This is a genomic window from Dapis purpurea BLCC-M126 (assembly GCF_050015975.1).
Classification (GTDB): Bacteria; Cyanobacteriota; Cyanobacteriia; order Cyanobacteriales; family Microcoleaceae; genus Trichodesmium.
On sequence record NZ_JBNHER010000105.1, the window covers coordinates 23258 to 46834 of the forward strand.

Here is a 23577-nt window from a genome sequence, read left to right on the forward strand (position 1 = left end):
CTTTTGAGTTCCTTGTGACTCAGGCAAATAGTCTTAGCCTGCCCTATTAACTACTTATGCTCAGGATTAAGCTTACCCTAACTAGCGGCAGCATCAGCTTCCCGGAGAGCTTTGAGAATTTCAGGGCGTTTCATCCGCGCATAACCACGCAATTTCCGTTCTTGAGCAATTTTCTTTAGTTGCCTGAGTGATTTGGTATCGTAGTCATCAATGGGAACTTCTGGCTCTGCTGCAGCTACTGAAGCTTTACCCTTTTTAGCCGTTGTTTTTGTAGTAGTTGCCTTAGATCTAGAAGTTGTAGAGGCTGGCTTACTCTTCGTCGTTGTCTTAGGTTGTGTATCAGTTTTAGCTTCTACTTCAACTGAAGAATCAAGTTCGGAAAGAGCCTGTAATTGACGTCGGGCGGCTGATACTTGAGTTTTGAGGTCATCTTCAATATCTTGCATTGTTTTGACCATCCCTGCCAGTTTTTTCTCTATTTGTTTATCGAGATCGTCAAGCTGTTTTGATAGTAATTCCACATTTACTCCTGATAAAAAACTAGATGTTGTCTTGTTAGCTGTTGAATTTGCGATTTTTCTTACCAATGTTTCTACCTTATTGTTAACTGAATTTTCTAGGTTTGTAATCAAATTTTTGAATTGCTCAATTTGATCGATATCAATGCTTTTTTCTGGCAAAGATTTTACTTGTTTTTTTAGAACCTCCTCATTTTTACCGATCGAACGATCTATTTTTTGGGTGAGAGAATCTACCTTTTGATCAAATGATACCCTAAGTTGTTGCAGTAGATGATCGAAGCTTGGTGTCTCAGGCATCGGTGGTTGAGTTAATTTTTCCATCTCTGCTCTAGCTATTTCTACTTGTTCATCCTTCACCTCATAAATCCAGGCCCACAGTTCCTTGATTTCAATTTCTTTTGCAACTTGATACCAATCAGCACCATGAACAATTTCTTACTGCTGTTCAGAGTCGTAGTTATCCTTTAATCTGACAAGTAGTGGAATCAAGTTATTACCTTGATCTGCAAGACTCTTAAATAGAGCTTTATGTCTTTACAGGAGGAATATATCTCTCCTGAGACTCTGGCACAGTAATTTTGGATATAGGAATTAACTCCAAACTTACCGGTTGTCCTGGTAACTCTTCTTGTCGCTCTTTTAGGTTTGATGAAACCATTTACTTACAACTTTACCTTGGTTCCTAAAATCAAATAAAGGTATTGTTCAGAACTCTTAATAGGCAGCAGGAATCGAATTACAGCTACTTTGTTAGTCCCTTTTATCACTTTGGAGAAATTCAAGATTTTTTGCTATTCCAAGTATTGGAAACATTCTAAATTTCATCCCAGTTTGACAAAATAGGATTAGGTGGTGAGAGTTAGTAAACTGCCTAGTGCTGCCTAACAGATTTATGGTCACATAATCTGGAAAATTATGATTAATTCTTAGGTTAGAAGCTTACACATCAGTACGCTCACCAGCGTTACATTTGAACTTTTTGGTTTTTACCATCCCTTAGTCTAAATTTTTCTCTTACCCAGATTTTATTTCTATAAGGCTAATTTAGCATACTATTCTTAGCTTTAAGAATTGACTGGGTTATAACTGCATGAATTAGCAACTAGGAATTGTAAATTAGATTAACACCACGATTTCTAGATTGCTCATTTACAAAGTATGCCCTTAGGCAAAACGGCCACATTGGCATTATATGTATAAACTACTTAGCTTGCGCTTACAGTGTCAATTGCTACTATTCTCTCAAGTCAAAAGACTATTGAGGCTACTTGTAAGTATTTTTTTTGATTCACTTGCTCTGAGGTAAAACCTGGTGTCTAACGGCTACAAACAGAGTGTGATTTTTACACCAAGTCACCTTTTCGGTTAAACCATTTAACTGAAGTTCCATTAGATAACGATGCTCTTACCTATATTTCAGAGATAACAGTGTATTTGCCTTTGTACCTTGATTATAACACATTTGACTAAGGGTTAAAACCTGCCCCTATCATTTTTATCTAGCTGTTAAAACTCGCTAGTTTCCTACTTACAGATTTTTTTATGATGATAGGCTTACCAACTTATAATCTTAGTAGTAATTGACAGTTTGCCATGAATTAGGTAAACACTTTCTAGCTTCTGTTGCAGTTATTGCTGCTTCATAAAACTGACATAAAACGTCACAGTTAAGACATTTCAATGTTTACTTCCTGCTTCTACTGGATAGGTTGCCAATCAAACAGTTCCTCTAGTCGGCAGCAGGACTTTCATAAGCATTAACTCTCAAGCCTACCGCATTATCTTAGAGGATCTAATAATCTACTCCTACAATCTAGATCAGGCATTGCCTCAAGGAAAGCTTTAGGAGTAGCACTCAGTTTCAATAATTCTGATCTGAGTGGATTGATGGCAGATTTTTTTTCTGGCCATGTCAGGACGCGCGATCGTATAACTCGATTAAATTGCCTGAAGTTATTTTTTAACTTTTTTACACAAAATAGTCAAGGTTTACCTATTTGATTAATAATAATATTAATTGGCTGATTTTTGCAAGTGGGAAACAGACGATCACATGAATATTAAATATCTTAAGTTTCTTTTGAAATTACTGGGCTACAAAAACTATCAAGCATCTATTAGTAAAATCCAGCCAGAGCCGGAGATGAATGTTTCTGAACGAGATGAAATCTGTTACCGGCTTTGCGATCGGGGGTTAGTAAAATTCACAAGGGAAGTTACAAAAATTAATATAGCACCCCAGGGAAAATTACTCCTAGATAGTAAAAAAGCTGCCAGTTCACTGACTGAGGAAGAGTTGAAATTGCTCAAGGCAACTGCTAGGGGTGCTATTGCTCCGGGGGAGACTGGTATAGCTGCTACCTATAGACAAGCCGTGATTACAGATTTGCTAGACCAAGGTTTGATTAAAGTTGTTGCTCAAAAAATCAAAGAAGTTTGGCTAACAGAAACAGGAAAGCAATTTTTGTGCCAAGAATATTCATCCCAAAGTACGGCAAAAGAAATTTCGTTAAAAATGTTAAGTGATTACCTCCAGTTAATGCGTACAAACATTTATCCTGACTACCCTAAGCAAGAAAAAAAGATATCTTCGAGGGTGTCGGACAACAAACTCACCGACTTTGAGATTTTAGCTGTGATTCGAGATTTAGACCATAATCTAGGTACAGATAACTACTTACCGATTTTTCATCTACGAGAAAAACTACAACCTCCTTTATCTAGAACAGAATTAGATCGAGCACTCTACCGTCTAGAAAGAAGTGACCAGATAGAATTAAGTTCCCTACAGGAGGTAAGATCCTATACACCAGAACAAATTGAAGCAGGTATCCCTCAAGATATTGGCGGACGTTTGTTTTTCATAATTAGGGAATAGGGAATAGGGAAAATCCTTAACTCTTTGTTTAATTTTCCTATATCAGTCAGGGATTACTTCTGACTTCTAACTTGCGCATAGCGCTATATCTGCTATCGTAATTCTCTAAGCATTCTCAAAAATATTAACAATTAATAATTTATAGTATGGCATCTATAGATCAGATTATTCAAAGAGAACTTAATCCTTTCGATCCCGTAACTCTTTATACTATTAATTTTTGGCAAGAGCAACAAAATCCTAGCCTGAATGTTGATTCTATCCATCAAAATATTATCACTGATATAGAAGCGGTACTGGAGCAGGTTACTCATGAACATCATCCTCGTACTTTGATACTTACGGGTGACTCTGGTTCTGGTAAAAGTTACCTTTTAGGGAGAATTAAAAAATTATTCAATACTAAAGCTTTTTTTGTCTATGTCGATCCTTGGCCTGATAGCGATTATATTTGGCGACATATTTTGCGCCAAACTGTTGATTGTCTGATGAAAACTCCGGAGGGTAAAACAGATTCTCAGTTGTTACTATGGCTTAAAGATCTATTGTCTTTGCAAAATAGTAGTTTGCTCCAAAAAATTATTGGTGAAAAAAGAGTATTCATTAGAAATCTTAAGACAATTTACCCTTCTGGGATTTATAATCCTAATGATTTTTTCAGTGCCCTTTATCATCTACTAGCTCCCAAATATAGCGCTGTTGCCTGTGAGTGGTTACGGGGGGATGATTTGGATGAAGGTGATTTAAAATCTTTGGGGATTAAAAGTAGTATAGATTCTGAAGATTCGGCCCAAAAAATTATTACTAACTTGGGGGTTATTTCCGCTGCATCTCAACCTATTGTTTTATGTTTTGATAATCTTGACAATATTCCTCGCTTATTAAATGGAACCTTAGATTTACAAGCATTATTTAATGTTAATTCTAGTATTCATACTCACTATCCACAAAATTTTCTGATAATTATTAGTATTATTACAAGTACCTGGAAACAAAATGCTGCATTGATTCAACCAGCAGATAAAGCTAGAGTAAATGCTGGATATTTTCATTTAAAACCAATTAATTTAGCACAGGGTGAAGCTATATTAGCTGCTCGTTTAAGTCCTTTACATTCCCAGGCAAAACCAAAACCTAAATCAGCTATCTTTCCTTTGTCAAAAGAAATATTAGAACAGAAATTTCCTAGGGGAAGAACTCTACCCCGGAATATATTAGAGTTGGGGCGTAAGGAATATGAGCAGTATAAAATAAAATACTTGAATCAGACACAGAATAGTCAAGATTTAACACCAGAAACACAATTGGCAACTTTTAAGTTGATTTGGCAAGATAAATACAAGAAGAATCAGAAAAAAATTAGCAAAATTACTGATTTGGCAGCACCAGAATTGATTTGGATGTTACAAGAAGTATTGAATGCTTTACAATTTCAGGATGTAAAAACTAAATTATTAAGTGGGAAGTATGCCAGCCATTCTTTGAGCTATCAAGAACAAAATCAAGAGCAAATTATTGGTGTGGTTTGGACAGAAGATCCAAATATGAATAGTTTTTACAATACTATGAATGCTTGTCAGAAACTTGTAGATCAAAAATTGTGTAAAAGTTTATATTTAGTGAGAGCTGCTGATGTGGGAAATGCTAGAAATCTTAGCAATAGAATATATAGAAAAATTTTCCAAGGTAAGTCGAAAAATATTCATATTCAACCTAATTTAGAATCTGTGTATTTTTTGGCTACATATCATAGTTTGGTGAATGCTGCCCTCGCTAATGAATTAGTGATTGAAGGTGAGATTATTAGTCTTAAAAAGTTAGAAGAGATAATGTGTAATGCACAAATTTTAAATAACTGTAGCTTATTACAAGATTTGTATGTAGTTTTTCCCACAGATACTCAAGAACAGCAAAATGAGCCAGATTTAGATGAAATCAAGGATTTTGTGTTAAATTTAATTAGAAAAAAAAGTTTTATGGAACGGAACAGTATCATTGAAAATACACTAAATCAATTTGTCAAAATAGAGCATTCAAAAATTGATATAATAATTGCAGACCTTGAGGGAGGACAGAAAATAAAAATTCTCGATCCTACATCAAAATTAGATGAACAATTAGTTTGTTTTGTTCCTGGTTAACTGGCTATCAGCTTTTAGCATTTCCGTTCCAGAATTCTGCGCAAACAGCTATCAGCTTTTTTAAATCTCTGGAACTATTGTACTAGATGATTTGCCAGAGGTTTAAATTTTCCTCTGAACGTTAAAAAGAATGATCCTACTGAATTCTGACCGCTTCTTTAAGAAAAGAATGTATAATTGATGATTATAATGATTAATTCTAATTAATCTAAAGTAAATTAAACTGATAATTCATAATAATTTATACTTAGGTTAATTGCTTGAAACAAAACAGGAAAATCTAAATAGTCTGTCAATGCCAATAAGTAATAAACCTCAATTACAATCTCCGTCATTTAGTATTAATGATGTTAAATTTGCTTTTAATTGCCCCCGTTTGTTTTATTTGAAACACCGTTTTGGAGGCGATAATTTGTTTTTACCAAAGAATTATATCCAGGCAATTGATAATGCTTTTATTGACTTAGCTAATCAGTTAATGAATATGATTCGGCAAGAATCTAGAATTCAAGTTTTGTTTGCAGGGCAATTTGAGGGGTTGGTAGTAGAGGCGATAGCTAATCAAATACAACAATTATTTTATGAGTTAATTTTCTTTCCTTATTTACAAATAATAATTACAAAAGATACTACTTTAGCAACGGCATTGTATCAAGTTTGGCAGGTATTAACTAAACTGATTTTTAAGATATCTGAAATCATTGTTAAAAATCGGCGTTACTGCCATGAAAGTGTAGTAGTTCGTCGCACATTAATTACGAGAGAAATACCTGTAGATTATACTTTTAAAATAGTAGATGGTAAGACTCAAAAGTTAACGGGAAAAGTTAATAATTTAATTTTTGATTTTGAGTCTCGTCGCTTGTGTGCAATTCATTATCAAACTTATGAAACTGTAGAAGTATCATCTCAGTTAATAGAGCTTGCTCTCTATAGTTTTTTACTGAGGCAAAAGAAAAAAGTGCCTGTTGATACTATTGTTTATTGGGTTTTGCCTGAATTGGGAGAGTATCATTACTCATGGGAAAAGTTGGAGAATGTGGTGGAGGGTTTAGTTCCGGGTAAGTTAGAGGAGATGCGGGAGTGGTTGAGATGGGAGGAGTTTCAACCTGACCCACCTCCACGGACGGAGCATGAGTATTTGTGTGATATTTGTCCTCAGAGGGAAAAGTGTCAGAGTTTTTTTGATGGGGGTGGGTAGAGAAGTCAGAAGTTAGAAATCAGAAATCAGAAGTTGTTTTGGATATTTTGAGGAATTCTCCAAAAACATTGCGCTTTCAAAGGAGGGGTTTTAGACTCAATTATTTTGATAAACAGTAGGTTGGGTAGAACTAAGTGAAACCCAAGTTATTTGGTAGAAGTTGGGTTTCATTACCTCAACCCAACCTACAGATATTTGGTATTTTTGGGGGTGGGGATGCGATCGCCAGATATTAAAATAAAAGCTGATTATATCAAATCTGGTAGTATCAGTGTCAAAAAATATAGAAACCGGGTTTGTATTAAATGTCCCACCATACTAATATTTACCTCCCATAAACCCGCTTTCTTATAAAACTCCAAAAAAAGCGGATTTGGTATTATTTATTAATCAGGTATATCGCCGATATCTTTTAACTTTTTGTAAGTACCATCAGAGAACCCTTGTATGTTATTTTGATCGCCTTTTTTTGCTTTTGCTGACTTTTCTAAATTTTCCCATGTTAGCTTTTTACCTGGTTTTCGCCAATATTTGATTGCTTCCCATGCTTTAGTCGATCCTGCTATAGAGTCAAAAACTCGCTTGAAAGCTTGTTTGATTTCATCTTCTGTTTCTACTGTTAACAAATTGACTCTTTGTAGTTGATTAGATTCACGATCAATAACTTTTATTTGTCTACTTAAAGTTGTTTGAGTTTGTGCTAATAGAGATAAAGCTTCTTGCTTATACAGGTTCGTAATTTTTTGACGTATAGCTTTTAATTCCTCATTCAGAATTTCCTCAATTTCTGGAAGTTTTTTGGGTAATAATTGGTCAATTTTACTTTCGATATTCTGTAGTTTTTCCTCTGTGATATTATTGATTTGAGGTTGAAAATAAGTAGGAGATGCTGTATTTATCTGGTCTAACTTTGTTGTCATTGGTTGCAATTTTTTATCAAGCAACTTAGCTAAATAACTTAAATTTATTGTACCGTATTTTTAAATTGTATGTTCTTCAGATACAGGAGAAATATTTCTGAGCATTTCAACCTGTTCTTCTAACACTTCTGCCTTATCACCTTCAATGATAAATGCTCCTATTCTTTCTCCATCACGAGGATTTATTTCTTTTGCTCTAACTACTGCATAATACTCACAATGTCCGTCAACTACTTCATAAGATTCCCAACCAATAGTACGCACAATTAGAGGTTTAATTGTACCTTCAGCTTTTAAAATTAACTGAGTAGCTTGTTCTAAATCTAACTCTAAAAATTCTGAAGGAGGCACATTAGAAGTAATTTCTTTTACAAGTACAAATTCTGGAGATAATAACATTATTGTAGTCCAATTTTATTTAATACTTCGTTTGCTAATGACTCAAACTCTTGGCAAGAAGAGGAATCTGGTGCATAGTCAAATATAGAGCTAGGTTCAGGTATTAGCAAGTCTCCAACTTCGCGAGTTTTATCAATACATCTAGCAAGTTCTTCTCTTTGAAATATAACTGTTTCCATCACACTAATCTCGTAACGTTGGGAAACTTCTTGAATCTGTTTTGGTAATGTATATTGTACAAACCTATTATTAGGGTTAATTTTACAAGGTAGTACACCTAATATTTCTATGTCTGGTTTATTCATCATTTTCTTAAAACTATTAATCTCTTCGTGAAGATAATTTTTAACATTTGATAAACCTTGATTGGCAAATGGTTTTAAGTCTGAAGGAATAATTAAATAATTAGCACTAACTAGAGGAATAAACACATACAAATTAAAAGATGGTGGTGTATCGAGAAGAACAACATTATCTTTTCCTTCTACTGGTTTCAGTTTCTTTATTAGTGAAGTTAAACTACTTCTAAGGTTATTAAATTCAGTTTCTGCTCGCATTAAACTTATGTGAGATGGAATCACATGAATTTCAGGATCATTAAACCTAGAAACTCTAGCTACTTCTGCTATACTAGAAGACTCATCATATCTCAAAACATGATAAATATTTGAATATTTTATATCATCAAATTGCTCATCATTAAATTTAATTAGACCTGTAGCAAAAGTTGTATTTGCTTGACTATCTAAATCAATAACCAAAACTCGATAACCTTTTTTACTCAAGGCAGCAGCTAAATTAACTACTGTTGTCGTTTTCCAACTCCACCTTTATTGTGATAAACAGCAATTACTTTCATAGAATTTATCCTACTTTGATTAATTTGATTAGAACCGGTTTCAATCTTTACTTGATTTTCCATATTTTCCGAAGCATTACTAACAATTTAATTTTTCTCATAATCAGTGGAGTTCGCCTCACTTACCCCTGCTTCTTCTACCGGAGTTTCTGTTGTATTATAAGTCCGATTTTGACGGAAATAGTCTCGACCGACTAATTTTTTAATTTCTTCTATTTTGTCATCAATTTCAATTCCTAAACAACTAAAAATCAACTCAATATTATTTCCTACTTTTTCATAAATCCTAATTTCTCTAGCATTAGTTAACAAGCCATATTTTATATTCATACTTGTTAAATAACGCCTCAGTTTTCGTTGATGGCGGTCTAAATTTTGTTTTGGATGTTTTGCCTCCATTACTAAACTTAGTGGAGAATCTCCATCCAAACTAAAAGGTAACTTCTGAGTAGCAAATGACAAAAAATCTAAACGGATACTGCCAAATGTTACTTCTTGATGCCAATGTTCGATACCGTATCCTAATTTCGGCAGTAAATAACTAACAATTAGTTTGCTTTCTACCTCGCTTTCGTTGCGACATAAATCTGGATTAAAATTCAAGGTAATTATTCCTTAATTTTTAATTTTTTCCTTGATTAACTAACCCGATGCTATGCAAATAGATTTATTAATGTCAATCTTGACAAATTGGTTTAGTTGTATTACTTTCTTTTTCAGTATTTTTACAGTTTTATACCAATTTATGAAAGTGGTATTATCAATTAATTTTATTTTGCTTGAGGTTATTTTTCTAACTGAGACCATCTTCCTCCCATTCAGTATCAAGATACCCTATAAAAAAAATCCGGTCAAAATGCCGGATTATATAAAAATTGATAAATTAAAAATTAGTGGTATGTGTTAATAGGGTTTCAATCCCTATTAAAAACCTTGATAAGCTGATAGCTGAATGCTTTCCTAACTTAAATTACTAGGAAGCTTTTTGAGCATAATACTCTTTAAAAGTTAGATAAAACTTTTTCTTATCATACAAATGACAGTGATCTGTTATCTCTTTCATTAAAGACCAAGAAAACTTGGTTTGATAAAGTTTATCTCCCCATTGATCCTTCAAAAATTGATGTGCTTGCCTCAAATTATATGAAGGAATTCCAGTAGAAACATGATGGGGAATATGCACATTAATATCATGGCAAAGAAACTCTACCCAACGGGGATAATCACAATGTACTGTACCAAATAATTGAGCCTCTGCTTCATTCCACTCTTCCACCGGAGTAAAAGGAATTTCTGGTACTGTGTGGTGAACAATCGTAAATGTACTCATCCAAAAGTGGTAAACTAACCAGGGCATTAACCAAAACTTGACTAAACCCCACAAACCAACTTTAGCTATTAACAAAGGAAAGGCGATCGCGCTAAACCCAAAAACTACCAATGCAGAAAACTTCACATCTTCCCTATCCTTACCCTCAAATTTTCTCCAGTCAAAATGCACAAGTGCCCAGTGGGGAAGAGAAGCTAACCACCAAAGTCTGCCACGCATAACCCTATAAACTGACTGCATAAAACTACCAGCAACCTCATAATCTTCTGGATACCAAGGTTGCCAAGCATTGTCTTCCCCCATCTTATTGGTATGTTTGTGGTGGTGATTATGGCCTATTCGCCAACCATGAAAGGGATAAATTAAGGGCAAAAACGCTAAGTGACCAACTAGATCGTTGACCCAGCGACGGTTAGCAAAGGAGCGATGACCGCAGTCATGGCCAATAACAAAAAACCCTGTTAATGCAGTGCCAGTAAAAACCCACAATAGTGGCAACAGAAACCAAGGTGTAATTGTTAGCCCCCAGTAACCTAAAACAACCATAAAAATATTGGTTGCTACCATTGTCCATGTTTTCCATTTATCTTTAATGAAAACTTCGCGAGGTAGAGTTTTCACAATATCTTTTAGCTGTAGTTGCTCGTTTGTAAAATTAGAATTTCCATGAGCAGATTCTGTAATTGATACAGTCATAAATTGTTTAAATTCCCCGTTTTTTTTGATGGTTATGCACTAGATTTATAATTACGAAAAAAAACGCCAGCCTGAAAATTTTGCTGGCGGTTTTGACCACTGAAAAATTTTTACAGCTAATGCTCGGAACTAATAGCATTCAGTAAATGTTAGTGAATTGTGTTCAAAACAATGCTGTATGTAGCAAAACCTTTCTTTTTATATCATAATCTTGTCACTATCTAGTTAAATTAATGAATTTTGTTGCTTTTGCTACTTCTTTCTTGTTGGTCAAGTGTAGCTATAGTCATGTTCAAAATTTTTATTGATTGACTTATTTTTCAACCTGTGATATTAAGTTTCGTTCTTTGATAGTTCGTAATTCTAATAAAAGAGTTTCTATTTCTGCCTCAAGATGAAGCAATTTAACTTGTTGATCTGTTTGATACAAGGACTTCATCTGTTCTAAAGTACGGGTTTGATTAGTTGATTTTCCTGAACCATTTACCCTTGGACCAACATTTAAAGAACTAGAAGCTTTGGACAAACTAGATGTGCTGTCAGAAATCAGTAAATTACTAGCCATTTATACTCACTTAAATAGTTTTTCTTTAAGATAGATTACAACAAGTTAATAGATTACAACAAATTAAGCTATTTAACCTTACTGAATAAAAATTTAACAGTCAAAATTATGGCTTGGGGTAATTTTGCCAATACTAAACACTTATCAGATTAAGTAAATAAGGTGTTATTATACTTTCTAGCTATAAATTTGATTAAGTTTTCATCTTTGCCAGGCATTGACCAAAAAGTTATTGAGAAACTCTTGATTAAGTCAAAGTTAAATTCTTGTCTAGGGTGGTTTTTGCCGATCCCTGACAAAAAAATCCAAAGAACGAAAGCTGCTCATACTATCTATAGTAGAAATTGTCCATCCTAACCCACGAATATAGCTGAAGTTAGAAGGCGGAAAGTTAAATTGGCACCACATATTTGTTTTATAAAGAGTTAACTATAACTCAGGCTGGAGCTAAGGAAAACTTAAAGTTTACAGAAAACAAGCTGGAGAGCAAAGTGTTTTAAACCGGAGCTGAAAACCAGCGCCAGATTTTAATCAATAATTAAAGTAATTACTTTTCTGTGGTATGATAAAAGATGTCTAAAAAATGAAATTGCTACGATTAAGAATATCAACATATACGGTAAACCAAGCTAGTAAGGGTGAAACTCGCGTCAAGTAACTCAGTCGTTTTGATCATTGCCTAATCAATGCAAATAAATAATAGTAGCTTTGAGAGTATACCCAAGTGGTGAAATATGTTGAAAATCCTGAAAGAGCAATAAATCGTCATCAAATCTATATTTATAGAGTCAACACAATTCCTATAACTATTGTTAATAGGTTTGAGTGTCTTGGGGTACTTTGACTCGTTCCCAGAGAATATATATCTGGTCAGCCAAGAAAAAAAGTCCTAAGACTGATTTATCCCGTTGCGAAGTGTCAGCTTAGAATCCCCGTGACTTGAGTCCCGAGAGTAGTTAAATTAAACAATTCAAAACTTCAAAACTTAAAGATGACCTTAACATTGCCCCCTTATCAGTCAAAATTACAAGGCTGGCCTGGTTTGATCGAGGCGTATAGATCCTATCTACCTGTGACAGAAGAAACTCCTGTTGTGACACTGCAAGAAGGTAATACTCCTCTAATTCCTGTGCCAGCGATCGCCCATCAGGTAGGCAGAAAGGTGGAAGTATTTGTCAAATATGATGGCCTCAACCCCACGGGTAGTTTCAAAGATCGGGGCATGACTTTAGCCATATCTAAGGCCAAAGAAGCAGGGGCTAAAGCAGTAATCTGTGCCAGTACCGGAAATACTTCAGCTGCCGCTGCAGCTTACGCTAAACGAGGTGGGATGCGGGCTTTTGTATTAATCCCTGATGGTTATGTTGCTCTAGGAAAATTAGCCCAAGCTTTGTTGTATGGGGCTGAAGTTTTGGCAATTAAAGGCAATTTTGACCAAGCCCTAGAAATTGTTCGAGATGTGGCCAATAAATATCCCGTGACTTTAGTAAACTCAGTTAATCCCTATCGCCTTGAAGGTCAAAAAACGGGAGCTTTTGAGGTTGTGGATACTTTAGGGGAGGCCCCAGATTGGTTGTGTATTCCTGTGGGAAATGCCGGAAATATCACAGCATATTGGATGGGTTTTTGTCAATACCATAAAACCGGAAAATGTGATAGTCTGCCAAAAATGATGGGCTTTCAGGCAGCAGGAGCAGCACCTATTGTTGCAGGTCATCCTATAGCCCACCCAGAAACAGTGGCTAGTGCCATTAGAATTGGTAACCCTGCTAGTTGGGAAAAAGCTGTAGCTGCTCAACAAGCTAGTCAGGGAAGTTTTACTCCTGTTACTGATGAGGAAATATTAGAAGCTTATCGTTTGTTGGCTTCTAATGAAGGAATTTTTTGTGAACCTGCTAGTGCTGCTTCTGTTGCTGGTTTACTAAAAGTTAAAGACCAAGTTCCCATAGGAGCAAAGATAGTTTGTGTACTTACTGGCCATGGTCTCAAAGACCCTGATGTAGCAATTAAACATAGCAACAATCAGTTTAAGCAAGGTATAGAACCAAGTATAAAGGCAGTTGCTGAAGTTATGGGATTTTAAAGGAAAGAATAAGAAATAAGCAACAAGGAAAGAAGTGAGAAGAAAAATATTTTTGACTTTATTTTCACTATTTTCACTTTCAGGTTTTCTCCCTAATCTCTACTACTGGGCAAGCGAGGCAATGGTTTTTCGTTGTGTGGTAACTGGGGAGTATTAGAAGATTTGCTATCCTGTAGTCGGATTTGATTTTGATTTTGATTATTAATTTCTGTTTTGAGCTGACTACCAGGAATAGTATCTAATTTTTCTTGTTTGGTTACTTTTGCTTTGGCCAGAAGATCAACTGCATCTGCCAAAGCATCTGTTAAACTCTTACGAGTATCTTTATGATTAGTTTCCTCTTCTTTGAGGGCTTTAGTTAACTTTTGGACTTCTCCAACAGCGCGATCACGTTCTTGGATTACCTCAAGAATTTTGGCCTTAAATTCATCCAAAGTCTGTAAATTTTCGATTTGTTGTTCAATATTTGTTACAGTTTCATTCCTATCCCCCTCAACTAAGGAGAAACCTTGTAATTTATGAATTTTTGTCTTTAAGTTATCAATAGTTTCTTGACTCTGCTGAGTTTCATTTCTTCGTTGTTGAGCTTCAGTATTATAGAGTTGGCGCCAGTGAGAGGAACTATCTTGGGCTGAATTTAATTCTGTGTGTAGTTCGACTATTTTTTGTTGAAGGGCTTTGATTTCATTTAACCATGGGGTTATGTCCTGAGTCATATCATATTTTAGATGATAGAGTGTCCATTTAATCGGGTTATATTTCCCTGCAAGATTGCCTTTGCAATTTTAAGCTAAAAATTAATTAATTTGGTGTCTGATATAAAATTTGGTTATACAGTAATCATAAAATTACTTCCTCAACTTACAGATCTTCTATTGAATAGGAATTTAAAAATTAAATAATTCAAATCCAATATTTATCCTGACTCCTGACTACGAGGACAATACGATAACTAATTAGGGCTTACTGATTAAATCTTAAAACATTTACAGATAAAGGTAAGTGCCTTTTTAGGCCGAAAAAAGTGCCAGGTTTTCAGTTTAAAACCCTCAAAAAGTTAGCATTTTAGGCAGACAAGGGCAAAAAAAATTACTCCCCTACTCCCTTACTGCCTTACTTTCAGTCGAATGGGATTATTTTTTATTATCAAAATAATTGAGTATAAAACCCCGCTTGTTAAAGCGAAATGTTTTTGGAGGGTTGCTCAAAATCCTCGTTACAAAAATAACTTCTGACTTCGTTAATTGGAGTCTCCTAGGTATAACATGGCCTACTTCAACTAAGTCTATATATTTGATATACAAACCACACTTGTTAAACTTTTCAGGTTAAGACATCCCAAATTTAACCAGCAAAAAGATTGATTATACCTTCATTGCTAAGACTTAAAATTTTTAACCATAAATATCTTATACTAAATCCCGTTTAGAGTTTGTAGTGCTTTCTGATTTTAGTAAAAAGCTTTTACAAAAATATTTTCAGCGTTTACCAAAAAACTCCTTTGAATAACAGATTTGGTATTAGTTTGAGCTTAGTTCCAAGCTCCTAGACTTATCTCTAGGTTATCACTTTAGATTGTTACTTTGTAATTTTGCCTTAAAGAAGTAATTTACCTTGCAAAAAAGTCCGAAAATTGCTTATTCAGAATTGTTAGTTTTAAGTTGTAGTGTAAGCATTTCCTGCGGAATACTGCGCAAATAGCCAGCCTCCTAAAGAGGAGCTGCGCTTTTTCCTGACGGAATGCTCCGTAAACATGTCGCGCAGGGAAACTTTAAAAGCTATTAGCTATTGATGATAGGAGAAGCTAAAAGGAATTGAGAAATTGAGAGAGAATTAAAAGTTACTACCAAAGTAGGCTCCTTTGACCTTACAAGGAATTATACCAATTCTCAAAAACTTTGCTATACTTGAATTCTCTATTTCTAAATACTATTTATTGACGTAATTTGATTGTTTACTAACATAAGTTATTTCTCTTGATCAATAGTATTATTAATTATTTGCTGATAACCCAGTTACTCTCTAAGAGACTAGCTGACTGCTAAGAGCTGAATTCTTACGTTGTAGTTAATTTACAAGTGATTATTTACTACCAAGAACTAAGTACCTATGCCAAATTAATTTAATATTTTAAGGGAGTAGAGAATAGGGTAAAAATATACTTCTATACTTTATAACTAGATCCCAAATAATTTTGCTGGAATAATTATAGATATTACTTTTTAGCTAAAAGCCATGAGCTTTTTTCATTTTCTACGTCACTTTAATTCTGCAACATTGCGGGAAGTTTTAAACCGCGAAAATAGGCAGCGTTTTTTATATTTATTAACTCCAATTGCTAAAAATGCTTATAGAGTATTATTGACGATACTCAAAATGGTCGTCAAGCACATCTTAAAACGAATAATTCGCTTTTTTCAATTCATTTTTCATCTAAATTTTCAGACTATTAAGAAGGTATTTAGTTGTGCTGCAAAACAAAGATTACCAGGTTTATCTGCAGAGATGGCATATAATGCTATGCTCGCTTTATTTCCTGCTCTATTAACAATAATTGCTGCAATTGGACTTTTTGAATCTTTAAGTTTAACCCTTTTAAAAATGGGAGGTTTACTAATAGATATACTGCCAAATCAAGTGCAGTTTGTAATTAGCTGGGCTGTGGATGAAATTCAGCGTTCTCCTAACAAAGAAATATTTTCTTTCAGTTTTATTGGTTCGATTTGGATCTTCTCTAGTGTACTTAGTTCTGCTATGGCAGCTCTCGATCAAATTCATCAAGTTCCGCTTGAGAAAAAACGGCCTTTTTGGAAAGCAAAATTAGTATCTTTAGGGCTAACTATAGGGACTCTAATACTATTAATTATTGCTTCTGGCTTAGTCTTAGTTAGCGACTTAATTGTAGATATGATTGCTCGGCAAAGTTGTTTATTAGAAACTCTACCTAACTGCCCTCCCGATCAAGTTGCTAGTTGTTTATTTGAAGAACCTGTTGATAATTGTGTTTTGAAGTCACAATTATTAGAAACTTGGAGTAAATTAAGATGGCCGATTACTTTAGGAATAGTATCAACAGCTTTTGCTTTTGTTTATCGTTTTGGTCCGAGTTGTAGAAGGAAAGGTACGCCGATAATGCCTGGTGCAATAATTGCAGCATTAATGTGGGCAGGAGCTTCTAATTTATTTCGTTTATACGTTTTACATTTTGGCAACTATAACCGAACTTATGGAGCTATTGGTACTTTTATTATTTTATTATTGTGGTTATATATTAGTTCATTGGTAGTGTTAATTGGGGCACAATTAAATGTCACAGTAGGGGAGGCAATGGCAAGAGAAAGTGAAGTTATGGAGCAATAAAGTTCAGTTCAGGATTTTTTGCAGAAGGAAGAAGGAAGAAGAAACAAGGAAAGTACATGAATGTACAGGTTACTTAAGAATTTTTTTTGTAGTTCTGTAATCTCAATATCTACTCTAATTATTCTATATCTTATGATTTTCCTTCTTATATGAACTTTATTAAGTTATAGAAGGAGAAGAAAAGTATTAGGAAATATGTTCAATAATTAACAATTACCTCTGCTAAAAAAGAAGAGGATTGCTTCAGAGGAAATTTTTGTCTTTTTTTTATCCTTGAAAGAAGAGACTTTAAACCTTAATTTTTAAGTAAAAAAATTGGAGTTAGCGTGGTCTTTGTAAGAGACTAATTACACCAGTAGTTATGGATAGAAAAATTAGAAATAAAAGCACTCCTCCTGGTAAAAATGAGAGAATTTTCCACCCTCTTAGGAGCCAGATTGTTAGAGTAATAATAGTGATAATGCCACAAATGTAAGAAAATTGCGGAATGAGAAAGTTATAATTTTTACTCACGAATTTCGCCTCATATCTATATTAATTTGACTATCAAAAATATTGTCACTATTTTAGCTTAAGTAACTTAAGACCTATATAACCAATGATTATTTTTCCTGGTTCTAATTCTTCAGAAAAATAAAGTCGCCAAGCACCAGGAGTCATCCGTAGATGCCAACTAAAAAGACGTTTTTTACCATCAGGACATTTAATAGTTAGTTGTTGTCTAAATTGTTCAATTCTTGACTCACTTTCTGGGGTTGTTTTGCTGGGTAAAAGATTTGGATTAAAAGCTCCTGTTTGCCAAATTTGACAGTATTTTTCTAATTCCAATAATCGTTTCTTTACCTGTTGCAAAATTGGGTTGCCGGTATTTAGGTTTTGTAACTGTTGCTCTACTTGTTCACAGAAGATTAAATTCGGAAAAAATTCTTGTCTCTTTTCCCATAGTACTTCTCCTCCAACTTGTCTATCAAAGAGTTTATTTTTGATGCAGTTTTTTATCCATTCGGTATGTTGTTTGACATGAGTAATTCGACTAGCATGAACAATTTTTTCCGAGTAGTCAGTTAACTGTTCATTTTCGTCTAATTCTGTTATCTGAAGTTCCAGAAAATCTTTATCCCATTGAGATTCAGATAATAAACTAATTGCAATAGAAGCACTAATTAAAGCAAAAGAAAGACCCTCTGCTAATTTTCCTTGATGTCGAACTTCAGACCAGTAAAATTTCTTTTTAATTTCTTCAAGAGCATCCTCACAAAAAGGAGCTTTTAGAATTAGACTACGGAAAAATCTACGCTCCTCTAAATCTACTATTTTGTCGTTGCGCCAACTTGCTATAGGATAATTAGGAGTAAGTTCTATATAGTTAAGGTCACTCTTAGTCCGAAGTATTTTTACTCCTAATTTCCTTACTTGACGTAAAGTTTGAATTAACTCTGACATTAATTTTCGCGCTGTAGAAATATCAGCAACAGGAGTCTCTAGAGAAAGTTCATTAAGCACCATTTCTAAATCCATATTTATTCTTCCCTGGGTTCCAAAAGTGCTTCTAAACTATTATCCCACTCATCAAAAAAACCTTGCGGCCATTTATCTATTCGTCCGTTCCGATCTATCCTTGGGGATATTACTTTAGTAATAAATTCTGTTCCCTGTTTTTGGCGGTCAAAATAGTGTAATTGAATTTTTTCAGGGTCAACTTTTCCTCTATAAACTGTTAGTCTAATTCTATTTAAAACATGGTCACTATGAGTTTCAACTACAATTTGTACCCCACAACTAGCAGCAAGAGCTAATAATTCTCCCATTTTTGCTTGGCCTTTCGGATGAAGATGTGCTTCAGGATTTTCTATTAGAATTAAACTGTCTGGAGGGGATGAAAGAATGGCTACAATAATTGGTAAAGTGTAGCTAATTCCAAATCCAACATTAGTAGAACGATAAGGATTACTATCTCCATAATAATATTGAAAGCTGATTAAATCTATATCTTGTTTAGGGTTGATTTGTAGGCGTGTACCAGGACTAATTTCTCCCATCCAAGCTTCAACTTGCTCTCTTAAAATTAGAGATTCTTCTTGTGGATGTTTTAAGGTAGGATTTGGTAGAGTTTGATTTTCATTGACAAATAAAAAATGGGCTGCGTATTCTCCTTTTGTACCTAATTTTTCTAGTTGTTGAACTTGGAAATCTGACATTTCTAAAAATAAGCGCGGACCTAAACGTTCGGCTTGCAGATAGTGAAATTTTTTATTAAAAAGACTGGATTTATAAATATCAGAAGTAACAGGTGGTGAGGCAAGATTTAGAACATCTTTTTCCCGATCATAGGAGAAATTCCAGATTCCTCGATTGCCATTTTCCCAGAGAATTTCAAAACTAATAAAATCCTCTTTTGCCCCTTCAAATAGTGCATCTTGAGCAGTGCCGATAGAAACTAATTCACCGTTCAGTGCTAAACCTTGATTTTCTAATAGTCGTTGTTGATAAGATTGACGCATTAAAAGTAGTGCTTGTAAGACAGAAGATTTGCCTGTGCTATTCAGACCAGAAAGTAAAGTTAATGGTTTAAATGATAAAAGCTGATTGGCAAAAGGTTTAAAGTTTTTTAAATGTACTGAACTAATCATTTAGAACTTCCTTGATAATTTTTTCAATAGTTTCAAAACGATATTCTATCTTATATTGAGCTTGAGAGATAGACTTGGCAAATTCTTTGTCTTTATCTACATATTTAGCAAAGTTATCTAATAATTCTTGGGTCTGATTTTTAAGTTTTTGAGTTTGTTGAGAATTAAGCTGACTAATATGAAATGACCATGTTTCAAACAAAGCTTTATTAACTGGAAGTTTTCCTTGTTTCTTAGGTTTACGGAAAGCTTGGTCACCAAATATTGCTTGACAAAGAATCATAGCATTTTTGAATTTATTTTCAAGTATTTCAATTTCCGAATCACATAAATAATTAATTTTTTTCATAGCATTATCTAAAAAATCTTCTCTACCATACTTCCCATAATCTTTATAAGAATCAGATGTTAGCATAACTGCTAAAGCACCTAGTACAAATTCCCGATCATCCATACGTTTGATTCTTGATTCACCAAGCTGAATAACATTAGTAAATTCTGGAGATTTAGCAAGTTCAGCTAATAATTTAAGTGCTTTACCAGGATGAAGAGCATGACGCATTTCTTGATGAGTTAAAGGTATTATTCCTGTATTAATACGTTTAAAAATATTGTATTTAACTTTAGGTGGCGTACCTGGTGCAATTAGATAGACTGTCACCTGAGTTTCTAGAATACGACGTTGATATTTACGAGGTAATTCTTGATATGTTTTACCATCAAGTTCTTTGCCTAGATATTCTAAACCTGTTAACCGTAAATTATTATCGCTTTTAATTATAAACTGCTTTAAAGCTGAAATTCTTTGTAATCCATCTACTACTGTCCAGTTATCTTCATCAGTACCATCTATATAAAAAGCTGGTAAAGGAATCCTAATAATAATAGATTCAATCAATCGACTTTTAACCTCATCATTCCAGATATCAGAATGACGGTGAAAATCTGGTGCTAAATCAAGAGATTTTTCATCTATTCTTCTCACTAACTGTTCAATTGTAAGTTCCCTAGTAATAATATTAATTTCCTCTGGATCGTAAATTAAATTATCTTTTTCATAAGCTTCCTCCTCATCATTTTCTGGCTCTTGATATTTGCTAGAATTTTCTTTACTGCTCATAGATTTTACCTCCATTTTTTGATTTTGATTATACCATCTGAGATTAGACTAGATTCATAAGCATCTATTTAAAATTGACAACTGCTATAAAGAAGTATATTATCAAATAGTAAACCTTGATTTTTCCTATTTCTATTTACCTTAATTTATATATTAGCGATCGCTCAATCTAAAAAAATTAATTCCGATAAAAAGATAATGTATAAATCAAAATCAATTGCTCAAACTATCCTCCTAATATTTATCTCTATTATTCTCAAAAAATTTGAGAATATAATGTCAAGCATTGAATCTAAATACTCTTTATATTTAGATTGATTATCAATACCTGAATCTGAGCGATCGCTTAATCACAAATAATTTTCATCTCTATCAAAATTTAATGTCTAAATCAAAATTAATTTCCCGAATCATCCCTTTAACACTAATTGCAATTTTCACTACAATTACATTGGTATTAGCCTCTAATCAACTTAGCAAAACCCCACAAAAAACAGAAATTCGTGGTGTTTGGATAACCAATATTGACAGCGAGGTTTTATTTTCTGGATCAGCTACAAAAGCAGCAGTTAATCGTTTAGAAAATCTCAACTTCAACACACTCTATCCAACTGTTTGGCAAGGAGGTTATACTCTCTATCCTAGTCAAGTAGCTGAACAAACATTTGGCAAATCTTTAGATCCTAAACCTGGTTTACAAGGGCGAGATTTTTTACAAGAAATTATTACTGAAGCACATGAAAAAGGTTTAACAATTATTCCTTGGTTTGAATTTGGTTTCATGGCACCAGCAGATTCAGAATTAGTAAGATTACATCCTAATTGGTTAACTAAACGTCGGGATGGAACTACTATAAAAATGGAAGGTGAATATCCGCGAGTTTGGCTTAATCCTTTTCATCCAGAAGTGCAACAATTTCTCTTAGATTTAATTCTAGAAATTATCACTAAATATGATATAGATGGAATTCAATTGGACGACCATTTTGGTTTACCTGCCGAATTTGGTTATGACGATTTTACAGTGAAATTATATGAAAAAGAACTTCCTGGTTTATCCCCTTCTGATGATTATCAAGAAACTTTTTGGGTACGTTGGCGAGCAGATAAAATTAATAATTTTATGGAACGAGTTTCTGAAGAAATAAAAGCAAGAAAACCAAACTGTATTATTTCTGTATCTCCTAATCCTTTGCACTTTGCTTTACCTGCTTATTTGCAAGACTGGTTCACTTGGGAAAGAGAAAAATGGATTGATGAAATTGTTTTACAGGTTTATCGTCCAGATATTAAACGTTTTATTAATGAGTTGGAACGAACAGAGGTTAAATTAGCTAAAAATAATATTCCTTTTGCTATTGGCATTTTAAGTGGTTTGAAAAATAATTCAACTCCGATAACAACAATTGAACAACAAGTAGAAGCTGTGCGTCAGAGAAATTTTGCAGGAGTATCATTCTTTTTCTATGAAAGTTTATGGAAGTGGGGAAAGGAATCAGAAAATATCAGAAATGAAACTTTGGAGGAAATATTTCAGGGAAAGATTTCAAGACCACATATATCTGGTTTATCTGGTTAAAAAAAGGAAGGAAGCAAATTTTTTTGCTCTCAGATAAAGACTAGAGTTGAAAAGGTAGAAATTTTCTCTAGCTTTTTCCTAAAGAAAGAAGTCGAGCAGACAAATTTTCACCTCTCAGATAAAGACTAGAGTTGAAAAGGTAGAAATTTTGCCGACTTGAGGAAAGGGAAAAACTAGAGGTGGCAAATTTTTCCTTTCAGATAAATAATAGAAGGTAAAAGGTAGAAATTTTCTCTAGCTTTTTCCTAGAGAAAGAACTCAAGTAGATAAATTTTTACCTCTCAGATAAATAGTAGAAGGTAAAAGTTAGAAATTTTGCCAACTTGAGGAAGGGGAAAAACTAGAGGTGGCAAATTTTTCCTCTCAGATAAATAGTAGAAGGTAAAAGATAGAAATTTTGCCGACTTGGGGAAGGGGAAAGACTAGAGGTAGTCATTTTTTTCCTTTCAAATAAATAGTAGAGTTGAAAAGGTAAAAATTTTCTCTAGCTTTTTCCTAGAGAAAGAACTCAAGTAGACAAATTTTTACCTCTCAGATAAATAGTAGAAGGTAAAAGATAGAAATTTTGCCGACTTGGGGTAGGGAAAAGACTAGAGGTAGTCAATTTTTTCCTTTCAGATAAATAGTAGAAGGTAAAAGTTAGAAATTTTGGCGACTTTGGGGAGGGAAAAGACTAGAGGTAGTCAATTTTTTCCTTTCAGATAAATAGTAGAAGGTAAAAGTTAGAAATTTTGGCGACTTTGGGAGGGAAAAGACTAGAAGTAGTCAATTTTTCATTGTGATAAAACAACTAATATCTATTCATCTAACACCCGAATTTCATAGACTTTAAATCCTGCACCTCTAGGTAAAGGTCTACCATCCATACCCATTGGATAAGACTCGTAAGCACTCTTCGGTTGATATGGTTTACTATTAACATATTCTCCCTTTATTTCCACTGTTTCTCCGACATATTCGGGAAAATTTTCAAAAGTTATCGCTTCTGAAGCACGCAGAATTACACCTTCTTGAGCAGAACGTTTTTCTATTTCTAAATCTCCCACATCTAAGACATAATAATTACTATCTCCTGCTATCCAAGACTCAGTAGTTTTACTCCAGGGTTTTTGAATAACTTTACCTGTTAAAGATATCAGATAACGACTTTCCTGAACTTCCATTGTTATTGAGGGAATTTGAGATAGTTGAGATTTAGTAAATATATAACTGCTCATACCACTAATAATTGAAACAAATACTGATAATACTATAGAGAATACTCTCCAAGAAGTCAAATTTACTTGTATCATTTA

The 23577-nt window shown here is 33.9% G+C and carries 21 protein-coding genes; 6 read left to right on the forward strand and 15 right to left on the reverse strand.

Annotation, left to right across the window (positions count from 1 at the left end):
- Positions 1-77: 77 nt before the first annotated feature.
- Together ACP6PL_RS09890 and ACP6PL_RS09895 are read right to left on the reverse strand one after the other, a co-directional pair.
- Positions 78-878 (reverse strand): Rho termination factor N-terminal domain-containing protein, encoded by an 801-nt coding sequence (locus ACP6PL_RS09890; RefSeq protein ID WP_426545035.1) that lies wholly within the window; start codon positions 876-878, stop codon positions 78-80.
- Positions 879-1047: 169 nt separating this feature from the next.
- Positions 1048-1179 (reverse strand): hypothetical protein, encoded by a 132-nt coding sequence (locus ACP6PL_RS09895; RefSeq protein WP_426545037.1) that lies wholly within the window; start codon positions 1177-1179, stop codon positions 1048-1050.
- A gap of 1359 nt (positions 1180-2538) precedes the next feature.
- Here ACP6PL_RS09895 and ACP6PL_RS09900 point away from each other — a divergent pair.
- The 3 genes from ACP6PL_RS09900 (at position 2539) to ACP6PL_RS09910 (ending at position 6741) form a co-directional block, all read left to right on the forward strand.
- A complete protein-coding gene (locus ACP6PL_RS09900; RefSeq protein ID WP_426545039.1) occupies positions 2539-3399 on the forward strand; it encodes a hypothetical protein in 861 nt (286 codons plus the stop codon).
- A 146-nt stretch (positions 3400-3545) separates the two neighbouring features.
- On the forward strand, positions 3546-5540 hold the full coding sequence (locus tag ACP6PL_RS09905; protein ID WP_426545041.1) for a P-loop NTPase family protein: 1995 nt from the start codon (positions 3546-3548) through the stop codon (positions 5538-5540).
- 295 nt (positions 5541-5835) lie between these two features.
- The gene (locus ACP6PL_RS09910) at positions 5836-6741 is read left to right on the forward strand and encodes a PD-(D/E)XK nuclease family protein (RefSeq protein ID WP_426545043.1); all 906 of its coding nucleotides are present in this window, start codon (positions 5836-5838) and stop codon (positions 6739-6741) included.
- Positions 6742-7127: 386 nt separating this feature from the next.
- On the opposite strand, the gene ACP6PL_RS09915 is transcribed toward ACP6PL_RS09910, so the two are convergent.
- From ACP6PL_RS09915 to ACP6PL_RS09950, 8 genes are all read right to left on the reverse strand, one after another.
- Positions 7128-7661 (reverse strand): hypothetical protein, encoded by a 534-nt coding sequence (locus tag ACP6PL_RS09915; RefSeq protein ID WP_426545045.1) that lies wholly within the window; start codon positions 7659-7661, stop codon positions 7128-7130.
- Positions 7662-7721: 60 nt separating this feature from the next.
- The gene (locus ACP6PL_RS09920) at positions 7722-8060 is read right to left on the reverse strand and encodes a hypothetical protein (protein ID WP_426545047.1); all 339 of its coding nucleotides are present in this window, start codon (positions 8058-8060) and stop codon (positions 7722-7724) included.
- Positions 8060-8845 carry a ParA family protein gene (locus ACP6PL_RS09925; RefSeq protein ID WP_426545049.1) on the reverse strand — a complete coding sequence of 262 codons (786 nt, stop codon included), beginning with the start codon at positions 8843-8845 and terminating at the stop codon, positions 8060-8062. The genes ACP6PL_RS09920 and ACP6PL_RS09925 overlap by 1 nt, the downstream gene beginning before the upstream one ends.
- A gap of 17 nt (positions 8846-8862) precedes the next feature.
- The gene (locus ACP6PL_RS09930; protein ID WP_426545051.1) at positions 8863-8982 is read right to left on the reverse strand and encodes a ParA family protein; all 120 of its coding nucleotides are present in this window, start codon (positions 8980-8982) and stop codon (positions 8863-8865) included.
- Positions 8983-9006: 24 nt separating this feature from the next.
- Positions 9007-9522: a hypothetical protein gene (locus ACP6PL_RS09935; RefSeq protein ID WP_426545053.1), complete on the reverse strand. Its 516-nt coding sequence runs from the start codon at positions 9520-9522 to the stop codon at positions 9007-9009.
- A 370-nt stretch (positions 9523-9892) separates the two neighbouring features.
- Entirely contained in the window at positions 9893-10945 is a 1053-nt protein-coding gene (locus ACP6PL_RS09940) for a fatty acid desaturase (protein ID WP_426545055.1), read from the reverse strand.
- A 313-nt stretch (positions 10946-11258) separates the two neighbouring features.
- Positions 11259-11510, reverse strand: coding sequence for a hypothetical protein (locus ACP6PL_RS09945; RefSeq protein ID WP_426545057.1), 252 nt, complete (start codon positions 11508-11510; stop codon positions 11259-11261).
- Between the two features lie 270 nt (positions 11511-11780).
- Positions 11781-11918 carry a hypothetical protein gene (locus ACP6PL_RS09950; RefSeq protein ID WP_426545059.1) on the reverse strand — a complete coding sequence of 46 codons (138 nt, stop codon included), beginning with the start codon at positions 11916-11918 and terminating at the stop codon, positions 11781-11783.
- 583 nt (positions 11919-12501) lie between these two features.
- On the opposite strand from ACP6PL_RS09950, the gene thrC reads away from it, so the two are divergent.
- The gene (thrC, locus tag ACP6PL_RS09955) at positions 12502-13593 is read left to right on the forward strand and encodes a threonine synthase (protein WP_426545060.1); all 1092 of its coding nucleotides are present in this window, start codon (positions 12502-12504) and stop codon (positions 13591-13593) included.
- 92 nt (positions 13594-13685) lie between these two features.
- Here thrC and ACP6PL_RS09960 read toward each other — a convergent pair whose 3' ends face one another.
- Complete coding sequence (locus ACP6PL_RS09960; RefSeq protein WP_426545062.1) at positions 13686-14309, reverse strand: hypothetical protein; 624 nt, start codon at positions 14307-14309, stop codon at positions 13686-13688.
- Between the two features lie 1519 nt (positions 14310-15828).
- Here ACP6PL_RS09960 and ACP6PL_RS09965 point away from each other — a divergent pair.
- Positions 15829-16953, forward strand: coding sequence for a YihY/virulence factor BrkB family protein (locus ACP6PL_RS09965; RefSeq protein ID WP_426545064.1), 1125 nt, complete (start codon positions 15829-15831; stop codon positions 16951-16953).
- 561 nt (positions 16954-17514) lie between these two features.
- Here the strand turns inward: ACP6PL_RS09965 and ACP6PL_RS09970 are convergent.
- The 3 genes from ACP6PL_RS09970 to ACP6PL_RS09980 are packed head-to-tail and all read right to left on the reverse strand — an operon-like array spanning position 17515 to position 20703.
- The gene (locus tag ACP6PL_RS09970; RefSeq protein ID WP_426545066.1) at positions 17515-18471 is read right to left on the reverse strand and encodes a hypothetical protein; all 957 of its coding nucleotides are present in this window, start codon (positions 18469-18471) and stop codon (positions 17515-17517) included.
- Positions 18472-18473: 2 nt separating this feature from the next.
- The gene (locus tag ACP6PL_RS09975) at positions 18474-19583 is read right to left on the reverse strand and encodes a DUF3696 domain-containing protein (RefSeq protein WP_426545068.1); all 1110 of its coding nucleotides are present in this window, start codon (positions 19581-19583) and stop codon (positions 18474-18476) included.
- Positions 19576-20703: a DUF262 domain-containing protein gene (locus tag ACP6PL_RS09980; protein WP_426545070.1), complete on the reverse strand. Its 1128-nt coding sequence runs from the start codon at positions 20701-20703 to the stop codon at positions 19576-19578. The genes ACP6PL_RS09975 and ACP6PL_RS09980 overlap by 8 nt, the downstream gene beginning before the upstream one ends.
- A gap of 382 nt (positions 20704-21085) precedes the next feature.
- Between ACP6PL_RS09980 and ACP6PL_RS09985 the strand changes: the two genes are divergently transcribed.
- Entirely contained in the window at positions 21086-22282 is a 1197-nt protein-coding gene (locus ACP6PL_RS09985) for a glycoside hydrolase family 10-like protein (RefSeq protein WP_426545072.1), read from the forward strand.
- 797 nt (positions 22283-23079) lie between these two features.
- On the opposite strand, the gene ACP6PL_RS09990 is transcribed toward ACP6PL_RS09985, so the two are convergent.
- Positions 23080-23574, reverse strand: coding sequence for a hypothetical protein (locus ACP6PL_RS09990; protein ID WP_426545074.1), 495 nt, complete (start codon positions 23572-23574; stop codon positions 23080-23082).
- Between the last annotated feature and the right edge of the window lie 3 nt (positions 23575-23577).